Raw genomic sequence first — 16,168 nt, 5'->3', positions numbered from 1 at the left:
TCCTCTTATAATGGCTATTGTGTATTTCGATGAAAAAGGGGACAAAGATAGGGAATTGGAGATCTTACGCTTAAATCAGATCGCTAGGCGGCTGCTGGAGCGGTCGAAGGTTGATGTTGACGTTCGGCTTGAATCCCGTTTTGATGGCGGGCGTCTGGTCGGCGGGAAGTTCGGCATGCATTCCAGAAGCGTTACGATGTATACCGGAGTAATCGAGGAGCAGTGCATGCAGATGTTCGGCTCCCTTGACCGGGTGGAGGAATACTTTGCGATTGTGCTGGCCCATGAGCTTGGACATGCGGCAGATCCGGATCTGTCCTCATTGAGCGAACAGACGGAGGATATGCGCCTCAGCGAAGGAACGCGAATGCGGGCGGCCCTCCAAATTGAAGAGAATGCGTGGAATTACGCGCTGACCCTGATTCCCGAGGCGGATAGGGCCATGGTTAGCAGCATCATCGACGAATCCCTCGAAGCTTACCGCAGCCGGGTCCGGCAGGCCGAGATGGAGGCCGACATCGCCTAGTGAATGTTGAATGAAAGAAGGCTTTCCTCCGGGAAAGCCTCTTTTTCGGTTCCGTCCTAACCCTGATTCAGCAGGTACAGGAACCAGACCGCGTGATTTTGTTCATCCATGGCGATGCGGCGAAGCGTGTCCTTCAGGGCAGGATCCTGTGCGCGGTCGGACATTTTCAAATAAAGATCGACCGTTTCCTGCTCATCGATATACGAGGAGTTTACCCCTTCCCTGTACTCCCTCGGGCAGACCTCCGTTTGAACGGGGGTATGGGTTTGGCCGGTCAGGTGCCGGTATGCTTGCTGGAAAAATCGCAGATGCCTCACTTCGTCGTCGCGAATTTCCAAAATGCGTTTTTTGGCCCCTTCCGACGGCGCAAGCCGGGCCAATTGTTCGTAACAGGTAACCGCGCTGAACTCGCCATTGATGGCTTTGATCAGATCGCCGGCCAGCGCGGCGTCCGGATTCGTCGAAGGCCGATAGTAGGTTCCGTATCGATTCAAGGGACGTTCTCCTCTCCAGTTTGATGGGCTGATATACCCTATGCAAGCGAAGGGGAGGAGGTTCAGTCGAGCAGGTGCCTTTTATTTAGGCTCGCCGGTGCGGGGTTTGGGCTCCATGCCGACGCCGTTCCAGAACATTTCGATGATGTCGCGGGCAAGCTCCCGGGGCGACGGTTGAATGTCATTGGCCGCCTCGCGGTTGCCGAGCATCAGCATCGAGGCCAGCGTATGGGCCATCAGCAGCGGATGCAGCGGGCGGACCTCTTCTTTCCGGATCGCTTCGGTGAAGCTGACCGAGGGGTCGGGGAGACCGGTTCGGTCATCACCTCCGCCGGGCTCATTTTGGCGGGAACGTTTGCGGTGCTGGCGTCGCTGCCGATCCAGGTTCTCGTCCAATTCGGCATCATTACGGCGGTGGGCGTGCTCCTGGATACGTTTATCGTCCGTCCGTTCCTGGTGCCGGCGATTACGGCCCTGCTGGGACGATTTGCGTTTTGGACGTCCAGACCGGCCGCAGCGAAGGAGCGTTCCGTGCGCACGGAAGCTTAAAACGGGGATGCAAGTTCACGAAGATATCAAGTTTGCCGTGGTCCTGCAGCCTTCTTCAAGGCTATAATAGGTACGAACACATAGTAGACGGAGCATAAGGATGATGGAAAATGACGGATCGTAACGTTCTGCTGCAGGAAGCGGAGGATTTTATACGGGTTTGTTATGCCGAACTTGGAAAAACGGAGCAGGAAGCGGACGGCAGGCTGAAGGAAATCAAAAAGGAAATCGGTTTGACCGGTACCTACGGGCATACGTTCGAGGAGCTGGAGCATGGGGCCAAAATGGCTTGGCGCAACAGCAACCGCTGCATCGGCCGACTGTTCTGGGATTCGATGGTGGTGCGGGACCGGCGGCATTTGGCCCATGCGGACGACATCCATTCGGCGCTGCTGGAGCATATCGAGACCGCGACCAACGGCGGCAAAATCGTGCCGACGATATCGGTGTTCAAACCTGCGGGGCCGACCGGGAGCGGCGTGCGCATCTGGAATCACCAGCTGATCCGGTATGCGGGGTACCGGACGGAAGGCGGGATCGTCGGCGACCCCGCTTCGGTGCCGTTTACGGACGTATGCCTGAAGATGGGATGGCAGGGCAAAGGCACGCGGTTTGACGTCCTTCCTCTCGTTATCCAGGCGGAGGGCCGGAAGCCGGCACTGTATTCGATCCCGGATGAGCTGGTGCTGGAGGTTCCGCTGACGCATCCGGATTATCCCGCCTTCGGGGAGTTGGGACTGCGCTGGTATGCCGTGCCGCTCATCTCCGATATGGAGCTGGTCATCGGCGGCATTCATTATACGGCGGCGCCTTTTAACGGCTGGTACATGGCGACGGAGATCGGGGCCCGCAATTTTGCGGATACGAACCGCTACGACGTTTTGCCGCAGGTGGCAGAGGTGATGGGACTAAAAACCGCAAGCGAAACCTCGCTTTGGCGCGACCGCGCCCTGGTCGAAATGAATGTGGCCGTGCTGCATTCGTACAAACGGGCAGGCGTCAGCATGGTGGATCACCATACCGCGGCGGCCCAGTTCCAATTGTTCGAGCAGCGGGAGGCCCAATGCGGCCGGAAGCTGACGGGGTACTGGAATTGGCTCATCCCGCCGGTGTCCCCGGCGACGACCCATATTTTTCACCAATCTTACGACAATACGATCGTATATCCCAATTTCTTTTATCAGGAGCGGCCGTACTAGATCGACACGGGGATGAAACCGTGGCAGATGTATGGGCCGGGAATTTCTTTAATAAGGATCTTTGACGGCCTCGAGCAAGCTTTGAACGATTTGCTGTTCGGCCGAAGTCAGTTCGGCGCCGGCTTGCCATGCCTCGATTTCTTTTTGAACCTGTGTGGCATCCTTATAACTTAAGCCATAGGCGATCAAGCCGATGACCGATTGCCGCCGTTTCGGATCGTCCATGCCGGACAAAGCTTGGATCGCGGCTTTTTTGTCCGTCCAAAACAGTTCGCTCGCAAGGGCGGCGTAACTTTCGCTCCCTGCGCCGTCCAGATTGCGGGTGGCCGAGAACACCGCCTTGTAATGTTCCGGCTTGATCATGCTGCGGTTTCTATATAGATAGCCCAGCGTTTCGTCCATAAGGGGAACGTCTTTCCGGAGCTCCCGATACGTTTTCCAATCCAAACCGGTGATGCGGCTCATCATGTTTTCGATTTTGTCCCGATCGGACGAGCTTTCCTTATACGCGGCGTAGAAGGCTTCTTCCGGCGTTTCCTGCTTTTTGGCAGCGGTGCCGGCCTCGGCATGGCTGTTTTGCACGGCGACGGGCCGTTCCGAAGATTTGGCGGCGGGCGGTTCGCTTGCGCCTTGTCCGGAGCAGGCGGTTAAAGACAGCGCGGCTGCGGTTGCGATGATGCCGAATGCCGTCCGCAACATGAATGGGGTGCTTTTCATCCTATTTCTCCTTTTTGGCAGCATGGAAGGAAACGCTGCTTTTTCTTCTCCTAATCATAAACGAATTTTCCCTAAAAAGGTTGCCTGTGGAAATTAACGCATGCCCGCAGACAGCCCGTCCAATATAAAAAAGCGTTCCCGACCGCCGCGTTTGGCAAGGGAGAACGCTTTTTCTTTGCATTGACCGAAATGGCCGCTTATATTCGTTTTTCCAGCTTGTCCAAAGGCTTCGTTGCCGGCCCTTCAATGACTTCGCCCTCATACGTATACCGCGAGCCGTGGCACGGGCAGTCCCAGCTGCGCTCGCCATCGTTCCACTCCACTTCGCAGCCCATATGGGAGCATGTCGTGTCCACGATATACAGATTGCCTTCGTCGTCCCGGTAGCCGCCGGCCCGCCGGCCGTCATAGGAAATGACGCCGCCTTCGCCGGGTTGGAGATCGTCCGCTTTCCGCTGAATCAGGCCGACCTTGCCCGCGATGAAATGTTTGGCCACGTCCGCGTTTTGCACGACCACGTTTTTGACCGACGGATCCGCTTTGAAGCGCGAAGGGTTATAGAGCAGCGCATAAGGATTGGGCTTTCCTACAATGAGATCGGAAAGAATCATGCCCGACAGCGTGCCTTGGGTCATGCCCCATTTATAGAAGCCCGTTGCGACATAAATCCCGTCGTCGCCTTCGGTAAGCTGCCCGATGTACGGCACTTTGTCGAGCGTCTCCAAATCCTGCGCCGACCAGCGGAACGGAATTTCCTTGATGCCGAACAGCTCCGAGCCGAACTTTTCGAGCTGCTCATAGCGCTCATACGTGCGAATGCTTTGACCCGTCTTATGGTTTTCCCCGCCGGCAATGATCAGATCCTCGCCGTTATAGCTTGCGGTACGCAAAGAGCGTTTGGGCGTCGCGTTTCCTACGCTCAGGTACGTGCCGCCGGGAAACGGCCGTTCCGGCCTGAATGCCACGGCATACGAACGGACGGCATGCAGCCGGGCGAAATAGAGCCCTTTTTTGTCCAGAAACGGGAAATGGGAAGCCGACACGATCCGGCGGCAGCGCACCTTGGCTTTGCCGTGATAAGCGCTGAGCGTATACGGAGGCCCGTCGTCTTCAAGCCGGGTAATCGTCGTATGCTCATAAATCTTCGCGCCGTTTTTCACGCTTTCCTCGACCAGCGGCTTTAAGTAATGCAGCGGATGGAATTGGCCCTGGTCAGGCATTTCGATCGCGCCTTTGACCTTCAGCGGAATCGGGAGCTCGTCCCTCCATTGTCCGGGAATGCCGAGTTTGATGTAGGCGTCGAACTCTTTTTGCAACCCTTGGAGGTCATCGGTTTTTTCGACGTAGATATAGGCGCTTTCCGGCCTGAGATCGCATTCGATGCCGAGCTCGTTCGCCGTGTTCAAAATAAACGCTTTGGCATCCATATTGGCTTTGTAATACATTTGCGCATTTTCTTTGCCGAAATGGTTTAGCAGTTCGTCATAAATTTTTCCGTGCTGGGCGGAAATTTTGGCCGTGGTATGTCCGGTCGTGCCGTTTAAAATGACGCCTGCCTCCAGCACGGCCACCTTCACCCCCTGCTTCGACAGCAGGTAGGCGGTCGTTATGCCGACGATCCCCGCGCCGACGATCGCGACATCGACCTCGATATCCTCGTCCAAACGCGGGAAGGAAGGCAATTCGGTCGTTGCTCTCCACAGGGATTCAGGAAACTGCGGCAAATGCCGGGAAAAGGAATCTGATTGACGCATGGCGTATCCTCCTCATCATATTCAACACCATATTTATTTCCATATTTTTCAGAAATGAAACCGACACGCTTTCCATCGAAACCGCGGTTGTTTACAATATGGGAGGAAGAATAATCCGACGGGGAGGTTTTGCTTGTGACGATGAAGTATCGGAGACTGGGGAAAAGCGGGCTTAAGGTAAGCGAAATCAGCTTGGGCAGCTGGCTGACGTACGGGGGGTACGTGGAGCAGGAGAACGCGGTCAAGGCGATTCAGACGGCTTACGATCTGGGCATCAATTTTTTTGACACGGCCAACGTATACGAACGCGGCGCGGCCGAGGAGCTGCTAGGCAACACGTTGAAAGCGTATCCGCGCGAATCCTATGTCCTTGCGACGAAGGTATTCGGCAAAATGGGCGATGGCCCGAACGACATGGGGCTGTCCAGAAAACATATCATGGAGCAATGCCATGCGAGCCTGAAGCGCCTCGGCCATGATTACGTCGACCTGTATTACTGCCACCGTTATCATGAGGAAACGCCGATCGAAGAAACGCTGCGGGCCATGGACGACCTGGTGCGCCAAGGCAAGGTGCTGTATATCGGCGTCAGCATGTGGACGGCGGCTCAAATGGAAGCGGCGCTCGGCACGGCCGATCGTTACCTGCTGGACCGGATCGTCGTGAACCAGCCGGTGTACAATATGTTCAACCGGGACATCGAAAAGGAAGTCATTCCGCTCGGCGAAGCCAAAGGGATCGGCCAAGTCGTGTATTCGCCGCTTGCGCAGGGCCTGCTGACGGGAAAATACAAAACGGCGGGACAAGCGCCGGAAGGCAGCCGCGCCGCCAAGCTCAACTGGAAGGAAGAGCAGATCAGCGAAGCGAAAATCGCGAAGGTGCAGGAACTCGGCGCCATAGCGGACGAGCTTGGCCTCAAGATGAGCCAGCTTGCGCTCGCCTGGGTGCTGCGCCAGCCGAACGTGGCCAGCGCGCTGATCGGCGCGAGCCGCCCGGAACAGGTCGCCGAAAACGTGAAGGCATCGGGCGTTGAAATCCCCGCTGAAGCGCTGGAGCGAATCGAGCAAATCCTTTCCAAATAAATCCATTATATAGACGGCTTCACGCGGCTCGGCCGTAAGCGTGGATGCAGCGAAAAGGATGGCCTGCGGCGGCCATTCTTTTTTTGTTTTTCGTACCGTTGAGCAGTTGAAAAATTGGCTTTCGCCTCCACGGAACGATATACTTGAAGTATACCTTTACCTAGGGGGAGAACGGCTTGGAATGGCTTAAAATCGACGATGTCGCCAAGGAAACGGGATTAACCAAACGGTCCATCCGCTATTACGAGGAAATCGGCCTCATCAAATCGCCGGAGCGGTCGGATGGAGGAATCCGATTATATACGGAAGAAGATGTCCAGCAGCTTAAAAATATCGTTCTTGCCAAAAAAGTTCTCGGTTTCTCGCTTCAGGAAATCCAAGAGTTTCTGCAGATCCACGACCAGGTGATGAAGCACCGGAGCAACGCCTCCTCGTCCCTGGACGAGGCGCAGCGGCAAGCCGAGCTGGAGCAGATGTCCCAGGCGGTAAGCAAGCAGCTCGAACTTGTCGATTACAAAATCGCGGAGATGACCAAGGTCAGGCAGGAGCTTGCGGATCTCAGCGGACGGATCACGAAGGCGAAACGCAGCTGAAAAAAGGACAGCCCAACGACGAGGGTTGTCCTTTTTTACGTTTAGGGAAAGCCAATGGGGGCACAGGTCATGTTATTTTGCGAAAATTTTTTTGGGCTTCACATTTTGAAACTGGGCCTCTTTGCCTATGAAGCGGAAGATGATAGAATATTCTCAATGAATTGGATAATGGTTGAAAAAAATTTGTGTACTTTTCCGATATATTATGAAGAAGTGCCCAAATAACTATGTCCTTGGTATGTCGTTGTTTACATGCCTTAAGTCCTAATGATGCAGAAAGGAAAATGCCATTGTGAAACGATTTTCAATTTCCATTAAGAGAAAGCTATTCATGACGTATCTTATCGTTTTGCTCGTCCCCAGCTTCATGATCGGCATTCTATCCTACCAATCCGCCAAAAACGCAAATGCGAAGGAATTGATGAACAGCGCGCTCGAAAGCACGAAATCGGCCGACAATATCATCTCCCAGAACATCCAGGCGAAAATGAACGATATCGAATATCTGCTGAAGCAGCCCCATTTGGAACGGGCCATCGGCGATCCGCTCGGAAAGGGAGGGGAACTGAAGCTGCAGCTGCGTGAATACATGGATATGCATTCCGACGTGAAGGACGTCGTTCTGGGCATCGAGGGCGGTTATTTCGTCCGCGCTTCCGAAGATCCTCTGCCGCAGCAATATGACGTCACGAAGCAGAACTGGTATATCCAGTCTTTAACGCAAGGGGACAAGCCGGTCGTATCGCCGGTATTCCAGGCAGCCAACGGAAAGATGGCCGTGTCGATCTCGCAGGCGGCTCCGTCCGGGAAAGGCGTTCTCTCGATCGAGCTGAATCTCGACAATATCCGGACGCTCACCAATATGAAGCTTGGCAACAAAGGATACATATTCATTACCGACCAGGACCAAAACTACGTCGTCCATCCGAAATATACCGGCAAAAAGGCGGAGGGCGAATTTCTCAAACCGCTTTACGGCAAGTCTGAGGGCAACTTCTCATATACCTTTGAAAATGAGGAACGCCGCCTCGCTTTTACGACGAACAGGCTGACCGGGTGGAAGGTGGCCGGATCGATGTTCGAGGCCGACATTGAAGCGTCCGCGCACGGAATCCGCAATTCGGTGATCATCGTGATGACGGCGTCCATCTTGGCGGCGCTGGCGATCATCTTCTTGAACGTCCGGTCGATCATCCGTCCGATCAGCAAGCTGACGCAGGCGACGGAGCGGATCAGCCAAGGGGATCTGACGGCACGGATCGATACCTCCAGCAGGGACGAGATCGGCCACCTCAGCCGGCATTTCCAAGCGATGGTGGACAACCTTCGGAGCATGATCGTCAACGTCCAGGAAATTACCGGACAGGTAAGCTTGTCCGCCAAAGGATTGTCGACGAGCGCCGACCAGACGACCCAAGCGATCGAAACCGTGACGGAAGCGATACAGGAAGTGGCCGCGGGAAGCGAACAGCAGCTTCGCAGCGTGGAGCAAAGCATGGGCAGCATGGACATCATGTCCACGCAGTCGGAGCGAATCCGCACCCACATGGATGATGCTTCGTCCAAAATGGAGCGGACCACACGGTCGGCCGAGGAAGGCAACGCCGCGGTCGAAGACGTCACGGGCAAAATGGGCGAAATCCATGCCACCGTTCACGAGCTGGACGAAGTCGTCATGCATATGAGCGAACGTACCGGCCGAATCGGGGAAATCGTCACGCTCATGGCGGAAATCGCCAAGCAGACCAATTTGCTTGCGCTGAACGCCTCCATCGAGGCGGCGCGTGCAGGTGAGCACGGGAAAGGCTTTGCGGTCGTGGCCGTCGAGGTCCGCAAGCTGGCGGAACAGTCCGGCCATTCGGCGAAGCGCATCGAAGAATTGGTGGCGGGCATGCGTTCGGAAATGCAGCGGGTGCTTGCGGCGATGGGAGATGCCAAGGGCCGGGTGGCCGAAGGCATGGAAGCCGCAGACATTACGGGCAGATCGTTCACCCGGATCCTCAAAGCGGTTCAAGGCGCGGCGGAAGGCATCCACTCCGCGGCGGAAGCTTCGAGAGAGCTTGCGCGGAACGGTGAAAGCGCCGTGGAGGCGATCCGCCATATCCGGAGCCTGTCGGAGGTGGCTGCCGATAATACGCAGTCGGTATCGGCTTCCGCCCAGGAACAGCTTGCGTCCATCGAAGAAATCGCTTCTTCCGCCGAGCATTTGAGCAGCCTGGCCGAGAAGCTGCAGCATTTGGTGGCCAAATTTAAAATCGAATAAAGGCTCCCGGCAGGGAAAGGTCGTGCCCATGACAGGCACGGCCTTTTTTGCGCAATTGTCCGAATAATTTCCCGCGACTTCTTCCCGAAAAGCAACTCAACCGGCCGAGCGGTCGAGGTCTGCTTTTGCGGGCATGTTCATTTTTTTGGGGTGCCGGCGCCGGCAACACATAATTTATCCAATTTTGGCACAACCTATGGCTCATACGTCCATATTATAGCCGGCATACGAGGGGGTTAGAACATGAGTAAACGCGGAAAGAACCCCGGAAGCAGCGCCCAAGGGCTTGCCTCCGGCACTCCGCTCGGGCTCCCCTCTCCCCCTTGGGAGAAGCTGGAGATCCAGAAAAGCCTCGATCAGAACATCCAGACCTTAAAAACGATTTTTAGAGACTGCTCGGATATGGTATTCCGCTCCATCGAAATCGCTCCGGGCATCAATGCATTCATTGCTTACGTGGAGGGCATCGTGCTCTCGCTGGAGCTTGAAGGGCATATACTTGAGCCGATCGTCGAAGCGTACATGCGGATGAAAAACGAACATCCTCCGGAGCAGATCAAGGCTGCCGATCTCGAACCGCTGGAAAATACCCGCGTTTCCCTGCCGCAGGTGATGAGCGCCACGAAATGGATCGACGCGGTGGAGGGCATCCTCAATTCCAGCGTGGCGGTGTTTGTGGACGGCCTGAGCGAAGCGCATCTGTTCAACATCAAGGGCGGCATCCGGCGCCCGGTCCAAGAGCCGGAGACGGAATCGGTCATCCGGGGCCCGCGCGAAGGATTTACCGAAATGATCCGCATCAATACGGCGCTCGTCCGGTTCAAGGTGAAGACGCCGAATCTCAAGATGTACCGCATGGTGCTGGGGACGGATACCAAGACGGACATCGTCGTTTCTTATATCGAAGGCCTTGCGGATCCAAAGATGGTGAACGACGTCAAAAACAGGCTCAAGGACATTAAAATCGACGGGGTGCTCGAATCGGGCTACATCGAAGAAATGATCGAGGACCACCCGTATTCGCCGTTTCCGCAAATGCTCTATACGGAGCGGCCGGACAGCGTCGCGGCGCAGCTGCTTGAAGGCCGGTGCGCCATTTTCGTGGACGGGACGCCGCTCGTGCTGATCGCGCCCGTGACGTTTTTCCAGTTGATGCAGGCGAACGAGGATTATTACGAACGTTTTTTCATCACGAATTTCATCCGGTGGATCCGGTATATCTTTCTGTTTATCGCATTGTTTCTGCCATCCCTCTACATTGCGGTCACGACGTTCCATCAGGACATGCTGCCGACGACGCTTGTCCTGAGCATCGCCGCGGCGCGGGAGGCCATTCCTTTTCCGGCGCTGGTCGAAGCGTTAATGATGGAAATATCCTTTGAAGCGCTGCGCGAAGCCGGGATCCGATTGCCGAAGACGGTCGGCCAGGCGGTCAGCATCCTCGGTGCGCTGGTCATCGGGCAGGCGGCCGTCCAGGCAGGGATCGTTTCGGCGCCGATGGTTATCATCGTCTCGATGACGGGGATTGCGTCCTTTACGATCCCCCATTTCAATCTGGCGATTACGATTCGCCTGCTGCGTTTTCCGCTGATGCTGCTGGCAGGCGTGCTGGGGCTTTTCGGCATTATCCTCGGCATTACCTGGATTCTCGTTCACGTGACGCAGTTGTCTTCGCTTGGCGTTCCGTACATGTCGGGCGTCAGCCCGTTCCATGGGCAGGACCACAAAGATATTTTCGTTCGCGTCCCATGGTGGAAAATGCGTACGCGGCCGTCCTGGCTGTCGAAGAAAAATTCGGAGCGGGAAAAGCCGGATATCAACGGCAACCCCGTTTCCGACAAGGTATGGTGATGTTGGATGAAAAAAATACGTGCCGCAGGGCTGCTGCTGAGCGTGTCCGTCGCTCTTACCGGCTGCTGGGACCGCACCGAGATTAACGACGTTGCGTTCGTGATCGGCTCCTGCGTGGACAAAGAAGGCGATCAGGTCCGGAGCACGCTGCAAATCGCGCTTCCCGGCAGTTTGGGCGGGAGCGGGAGCGAAGGCGGCGGAGGCGGAACGGCCGGGAACAAAAAGTACTATCTGGAATCGAAGAAGGGAATCACGCTCCGCAACTCCAACCTGCAAATCCAAGCGGGTAACTCGCGGAGACTCTCTTTCGCCCACCGCAGAACGCTGCTGGTCGGAGAGGAATTCGCCAAAGGGGGCATCAGCGAAATGCTCGACCAATTCGCGCGCATTCCGCAAAACCGGCTTTCGTCCCTGGTCGCGATCACGCAAGGGCCCGCCTATAAAATCATGGACGCGGCCGCGCCGATGGAACAGTTCCCGAGCGAAATGATCCGCGAGTTGATGAATGAATTCACGAAAACGCCAGTCACGCTTAAAGTCCTCGCCAACGATCTGCTGACAACCGGCGTTGACGTAGTTTTGCCTTACATTTCGCTGCAGCAGGCCGTTCCCGATAATATCGGGGACCAGAACGAAAAAAAGAACATTCAAATTACCGGTCTCGCCCTGTTCAAAGATGACCGTCTCGTAGGGGTCATGAAGGGACCGGAAATAAAAATGATCAATTTGGCCATGAATCAGTCTACGACATACGACGTGGCGGTGCCGAGCCCCAGCGGGAAAGGATACATCACGATCACGTTCATCGAAAACCTGGTGACGTTAAGACCCGTAATCCACGGCGACAACATTACGATGCACATAGACATTTTGGCCAAGGGAGGGGTCATCGAGAACAACTCCAACTACATTCTAGGCGATGAAAAACATATGAACCGGCTGGAGCAGGAGGCAAGCAAGGAGATCATCGCCCAGATCAAGACCGGGCTTCATAAACTTCAAGACCAGTACCATACCGATATCCTCGGATTCGGCCGGACGATACACCAAAAAAATCCGAAAGCCTGGGACCGCTTTAAGGACCGCTGGGATGAGCTTTACCCGAACGTCAAGGTCGTGGTCAACACCAATCTGCATATCGAAAACATCGGGGCGGTAAACAAACCGTTCGGCAGAAAGGACGTAAAACTGAAACATGATTAAAATTCTGATTATTTACGTGATTGCCTCCGCGATCATTTTGATTACGGACTTCAAGGTGATTCGCGATCTTCCCAAAATCAACCGCTGGTTCACCTATATTTTCCTGCTGGCGGGGATGGGCATTTTCGCTTATACGCTGCAGATCAGCCGCGTCGTGTATGCTTCCGTATGGTTGCAGAAATGGCTTGGCCCGCTAGTGCCTTTTTAGGATCGGGATTTGCGAAAATCCCCGGACATTAAGTCAGGTGAAGGAGGAACGTTTGACGTGCAAAAAATCACCGCCCGCCAAATCGTGCTGCTCGGCATGATCTACGTGATTAATACAACGGCGCTGAACGTGCCGAACCAGTTGGTTTCCAGGGCCCACCAGCATGCTTTTATCAGTTTTCTGGTATCCGGCGCCCTAATTCTGGTGCTGTTGTATATGCTGACCCGCAGCTCCCTGCGGTTTCCCGGCCAAAATCTGTTCGAGTCGCTCATCAGCCGGTTCCCGGCACTCGGCCGGGTGCTGGTGGTGCTGTACATGTTGTTTTTCTTTATGATTCTCGTACGGGACATCCGGATCGTTTCGGATTTTACGAACGTCGTGCTCCTGCCGATTACTCCGCTCCTCATTACGGCGCTCTGCGTTACCGCGACCGTTATTTACATTGCCCGGGGCGGAGCCAGGACGGTCCTGGGGATCACGGAGCTATACGGCCCGATCATCATTATCGTGTTCGCCTTGATGCCGGTCATCGCCTTGCGGGACTTCAACTTTGGGCTGATGCGGCCCCTGCTGCATGTCGATTGGGGGAGAGTGACCGAGGGGAGCTGGATATCCGTCGCGTACATCGGGCAGATGCTGATTCTTCCGTTCATTTTTTCCGGCAAGGATTTCAGATTCAAGTACGGTTTCTATGCCACGCTGCTCGTCGTCGGGATGTTGGCTGCCGCGGTGATCATGGACATTCTTTTGCTTGGGGTGGAGATTACCGAGCGAATGATGTACCCCACGTACGAACTGGTTCGGCAGCTGCGTATTACAGACTTTCTGGACCGTTTCGACCTGATCGTGGTGGCGTTGTGGTACCCGGGGATGCTGCTGAACCTGGCCATCAGCTTGTATATCATTTGCTACGGCCTGAAACTCGTCATTCCGCCGGTATCGGGAAAAATGATGGCGGCGCCGATCGGCCTGCTTGCCTACAGCTGCGCCTTTTGGTTTTATTCCAACTCGATCGAGCTGTTTAACTTCAACGAGGTATGGACGCTGATTGCCCTTTTCTTCATCCTTGTCCTGCCGATCCTGATTTTTCTCGTTCACCATCCTGCAAAAAACGTGAAGAGAAGGGAACACGGCGGCGACGTATCGTTAGAAAAAGGGGCCCGGAAATGATACAATGGGCATAAGGGCAGGCCATGACGGTACGGCTCTCCATGCGGCTTGACGCCGCCACGGGTTATGAAGGGTGATCGCATGATAAAAAAACAAAAGAAATACAACCTGTTCCATAAATTTTCGCGGAAGCTGCGCTTCAATATGATCAAGCTGTTCCGTTCCCCGGGCGGAGCCAGGAAGGTTTCGCTCGGATTCGCGATCGGGTTCGGGCTCGAAATGATCGTCATTTCGACCGGATCGCTCGTGTATCTTATTTTTTATCCCACCGTCAGACTTGCCGGAGGATCGCTCCCCGCCGCCATTATCGGCAACGTCATCGGCAAGCTGACCTTCCTGCCTATCGTATTGCTTCCTTTTGCCAAAAAAATCGGGGAATGGCTGTTTCCGAAAAAAATGATCGACGTGCCCATGCAGGAGCATGCCTGGCGCAATTTGCTGCAAGGGGATTTTACGATCTTCAAGCATCTGCTGCAGGGAGGCCTGCACGTATTGATCGGCATGTCCGTCTTCGGGCTTGTCCTCGGAGTCGCCTCCTATTTTGTCGTTCGGTATTTGTACAACCAGCGGCTCAAGCACCGCTTGTCCAAGAGGGCGGGCGCGCCGATGTAGGACCGTATTACGACGTGTGCGGCCGAAAGCCATAAAACTCGGAAAACTCCTTTCCCTCGTTCTTCCCGTCAAGTATACTGTTCAAAACAGATTCGCTTCCGGGAGAGGAGAATACGTCAATGGGAAACCGATTGGCTGGTAAAACAATTGCCCTAACGGGTCCGCGCAAAGCGGAGGACATGGTCAAAATCGTTGAAAAAATGGGCGGTGCGGCCCTCGTTCGGCCTGCCCAAGGCACGGTGTTTCTGGATGACGAAAAGGTGCGGGGCGACCTGGCGGATTGGATCGGGTCTCCTCCGGACTGGACGATCCTGACGACCGGCATGGGGCTGGATGCGTTGTTCGCCGTTTCGGCCGAGATGGGCGCGGAAGAGGATTTTCTCGATGCGCTGCGGCGATCGTCGCTGGCCGCGAGAGGGTACAAAACCGTAAACGCCCTGCGCAAAAGAGGGCTCGAAGCTCTCGTCCGCGACGATGACGGCAGCACGTCGGGCCTCATCCGCGGGCTTGCCGAATATCCGCTTCGGGACGCGGAGGTCGTGCTGCAGCTTCACGGCGATCCGGCGCCGAAGCTGGAAGCGTGGCTCGCGGAGCAGGGCGCGAAGGTCCGGAAGGTACTGCCTTATCGGCATACCCCGCCTGAGCCGGAGCAGCTGGAGCGGCTGCTCGGGGACATTTTGACCGGCGCGGTCGACGCCGCCGCCTTCACGAGCGCCCCGCAAATCCGCAATTTGGCGGAATACGCTAGGCGCCAGGGCAAACTTGAGGCGCTGATAGCCGCCTTCGAAGGGCCCGTCGTCGCCGCGGCCGTCGGCAAGCTGACGGCGCAGGCGCTGCGGGAGGAAGGCATCGCGCGGGTCGTGTATCCGTCCGGGGACGAGCGGATGGGCAGCATGCTTGTCGAGCTTGCGCGTTATTTTCAGACGCAGGATGCGTAAAAATCATATTCGGTGTATTGGTTCAGGCATGAAAGCCATAGAGGGATGCAGACGAAAGCGGCATCCCTTTTTAATTAGGCTCCCTGCGAAAGGGCGTCGATCCGCCCGCACGTGATTCATGCATTCAAAATTGTGGAATATGACAATATAAGAATAGCCAAGAATGCGTTTTACCGAAGGAGGAACAGCTTTGTACAATAAAAAAAGCATTTTGCTCGGCGACTATACCCATCCGAAATTCCATCCGCTGCAGGGCGTGGACGCGCAGATCAGCTACATACTGAACGAGGTCATTTCGGTCCAATGCAGCGAAAACAAAAATTTGCTGCTTCTCGAGCATCTGAAACCGTTTGACCTGTGCATCTGCTATTTCGACCTGTGGGACGATCAGGTTTCAAAGCAGCAAACGTCGGGTCTTCTTTCTTATGTCAGCCAGGGGGGAGGTTTGCTGGTGCTGCATAACGGCCTGTCGCTGGGGAACCGCCGTTATGAGCTGGCTCAGCTGATGGGCGGCCGTTTTGACGGGCATCCGCCGATTCAGCCGATCTCCTTCCGCGTGAGCGGGGAACATCCCGTGACGGAAGGCGTCGAACCGTTCGAACTCGAGGAGGAGCCTTACCAAATCCAGTTCGATCCGCTGACGGAAAAAGAGGTGCTGCTTGAATACAAGCTTGGGGAAGATTGGTACCCGGCTGCCTGGACCCATGAATACGGCCTTGGCAGAGTCGTTTATTTCATGCCGGGCCATCATGAGCCGACGTTCCAGCACCCGCAAATCCGCAAGCTCATCCTGCAGGCGGCCCGTTGGGCGGCCCATCTTCCCGGCTAAGTTTCGGAAGGAAACGGATTTTTTGGCGGCGTCAGAATAAAGGTCTTTTAAATGAGCGTTTTGCAGTAATCTGAGGCCTTGAGCCGTAAGGATTTTCGGACATAAAAAAGGGACTTCACCCCAACTTGGAGAAGTTTTCAAGTGACCAAACCCAAAAACCTCAAGGATGGAGGAAGTCA

16 protein-coding genes and 1 pseudogene are annotated in these 16,168 nt (G+C 55.4%); 13 read left to right on the top strand and 4 right to left on the bottom strand.

From position 1 onward, the window contains the following. The first annotated feature begins 55 nt into the window (after nucleotides 1-55). Nucleotides 56-526: a hypothetical protein gene (locus KI367_RS17095; RefSeq protein ID WP_036706271.1), complete on the top strand. Its 471-nt coding sequence runs from the start codon at nucleotides 56-58 to the stop codon at nucleotides 524-526. 56 nt (nucleotides 527-582) lie between these two features. Here the strand turns inward: KI367_RS17095 and KI367_RS17090 are convergent, their stop codons facing one another. Then, complete coding sequence (locus KI367_RS17090) at nucleotides 583-1,020, bottom strand: ferritin-like domain-containing protein (protein ID WP_246537036.1); 438 nt, start codon at nucleotides 1,018-1,020, stop codon at nucleotides 583-585. Between the two features lie 81 nt (nucleotides 1,021-1,101). Next, a complete protein-coding gene (locus KI367_RS17085) occupies nucleotides 1,102-1,257 on the bottom strand; it encodes a hypothetical protein (protein ID WP_212951109.1) in 156 nt (51 codons plus the stop codon). 60 nt (nucleotides 1,258-1,317) lie between these two features. Here KI367_RS17085 and KI367_RS17080 point away from each other — a divergent pair. Next, nucleotides 1,318-1,569: pseudogene (locus KI367_RS17080) on the top strand (MMPL family transporter); the annotation flags it as partial. A 110-nt stretch (nucleotides 1,570-1,679) separates the two neighbouring features. Continuing rightward, nucleotides 1,680-2,768, top strand: a complete 1,089-nt coding sequence (locus KI367_RS17075; protein WP_212951107.1) for a nitric oxide synthase oxygenase — start codon at nucleotides 1,680-1,682, stop codon at nucleotides 2,766-2,768. A 48-nt stretch (nucleotides 2,769-2,816) separates the two neighbouring features. Here KI367_RS17075 and KI367_RS17070 read toward each other — a convergent pair whose 3' ends face one another. Continuing rightward, nucleotides 2,817-3,485, bottom strand: a complete 669-nt coding sequence (locus KI367_RS17070) for a hypothetical protein (protein WP_212951105.1) — start codon at nucleotides 3,483-3,485, stop codon at nucleotides 2,817-2,819. A gap of 197 nt (nucleotides 3,486-3,682) precedes the next feature. Next, nucleotides 3,683-5,239: an FAD-dependent oxidoreductase gene (locus KI367_RS17065; RefSeq protein ID WP_212951103.1), complete on the bottom strand. Its 1,557-nt coding sequence runs from the start codon at nucleotides 5,237-5,239 to the stop codon at nucleotides 3,683-3,685. A 141-nt stretch (nucleotides 5,240-5,380) separates the two neighbouring features. Here KI367_RS17065 and KI367_RS17060 point away from each other — a divergent pair, with 141 nt between their 5' ends. The 10 genes from KI367_RS17060 to KI367_RS17015 all read left to right on the top strand — a co-directional run bounded on the left by KI367_RS17060 (nucleotide 5,381) and on the right by KI367_RS17015 (nucleotide 15,989). Then, a complete protein-coding gene (locus KI367_RS17060) occupies nucleotides 5,381-6,322 on the top strand; it encodes an aldo/keto reductase family protein (protein WP_036706450.1) in 942 nt (313 codons plus the stop codon). A gap of 176 nt (nucleotides 6,323-6,498) precedes the next feature. Beyond that, nucleotides 6,499-6,915, top strand: a complete 417-nt coding sequence (locus KI367_RS17055) for a MerR family transcriptional regulator (RefSeq protein WP_036706279.1) — start codon at nucleotides 6,499-6,501, stop codon at nucleotides 6,913-6,915. 331 nt (nucleotides 6,916-7,246) lie between these two features. After that, entirely contained in the window at nucleotides 7,247-9,178 is a 1,932-nt protein-coding gene (locus KI367_RS17050; protein ID WP_212951101.1) for a methyl-accepting chemotaxis protein, read from the top strand. Between the two features lie 243 nt (nucleotides 9,179-9,421). Next, a complete protein-coding gene (locus KI367_RS17045; RefSeq protein ID WP_212951100.1) occupies nucleotides 9,422-11,029 on the top strand; it encodes a spore germination protein in 1,608 nt (535 codons plus the stop codon). A 6-nt stretch (nucleotides 11,030-11,035) separates the two neighbouring features. Then, entirely contained in the window at nucleotides 11,036-12,232 is a 1,197-nt protein-coding gene (locus tag KI367_RS17040) for a Ger(x)C family spore germination protein (protein WP_212951098.1), read from the top strand. Continuing rightward, complete coding sequence (locus tag KI367_RS17035) at nucleotides 12,225-12,440, top strand: hypothetical protein (protein ID WP_036706286.1); 216 nt, start codon at nucleotides 12,225-12,227, stop codon at nucleotides 12,438-12,440. Before KI367_RS17040 ends, KI367_RS17035 begins: the two co-directional genes overlap by 8 nt. 57 nt (nucleotides 12,441-12,497) lie before the next feature. Continuing rightward, nucleotides 12,498-13,610, top strand: coding sequence for a GerAB/ArcD/ProY family transporter (locus KI367_RS17030; protein WP_212951096.1), 1,113 nt, complete (start codon nucleotides 12,498-12,500; stop codon nucleotides 13,608-13,610). 81 nt (nucleotides 13,611-13,691) lie between these two features. After that, the gene (locus KI367_RS17025) at nucleotides 13,692-14,222 is read left to right on the top strand and encodes a DUF2062 domain-containing protein (RefSeq protein WP_036706290.1); all 531 of its coding nucleotides are present in this window, start codon (nucleotides 13,692-13,694) and stop codon (nucleotides 14,220-14,222) included. Nucleotides 14,223-14,341: 119 nt separating this feature from the next. Further along, entirely contained in the window at nucleotides 14,342-15,160 is an 819-nt protein-coding gene (locus KI367_RS17020; RefSeq protein WP_212951095.1) for a uroporphyrinogen-III synthase, read from the top strand. A 190-nt stretch (nucleotides 15,161-15,350) separates the two neighbouring features. Then, the gene (locus tag KI367_RS17015) at nucleotides 15,351-15,989 is read left to right on the top strand and encodes a ThuA domain-containing protein (RefSeq protein ID WP_036706297.1); all 639 of its coding nucleotides are present in this window, start codon (nucleotides 15,351-15,353) and stop codon (nucleotides 15,987-15,989) included. Nucleotides 15,990-16,168: the final 179 nt, after the last annotated feature.

This window comes from Paenibacillus cookii (genome assembly GCF_018333375.1).
Taxonomy (GTDB): domain Bacteria; phylum Bacillota; class Bacilli; order Paenibacillales; family Paenibacillaceae; genus Paenibacillus_AQ; species Paenibacillus_AQ cookii.
This window is presented reverse-complemented; position numbering and strand designations above follow the sequence as displayed.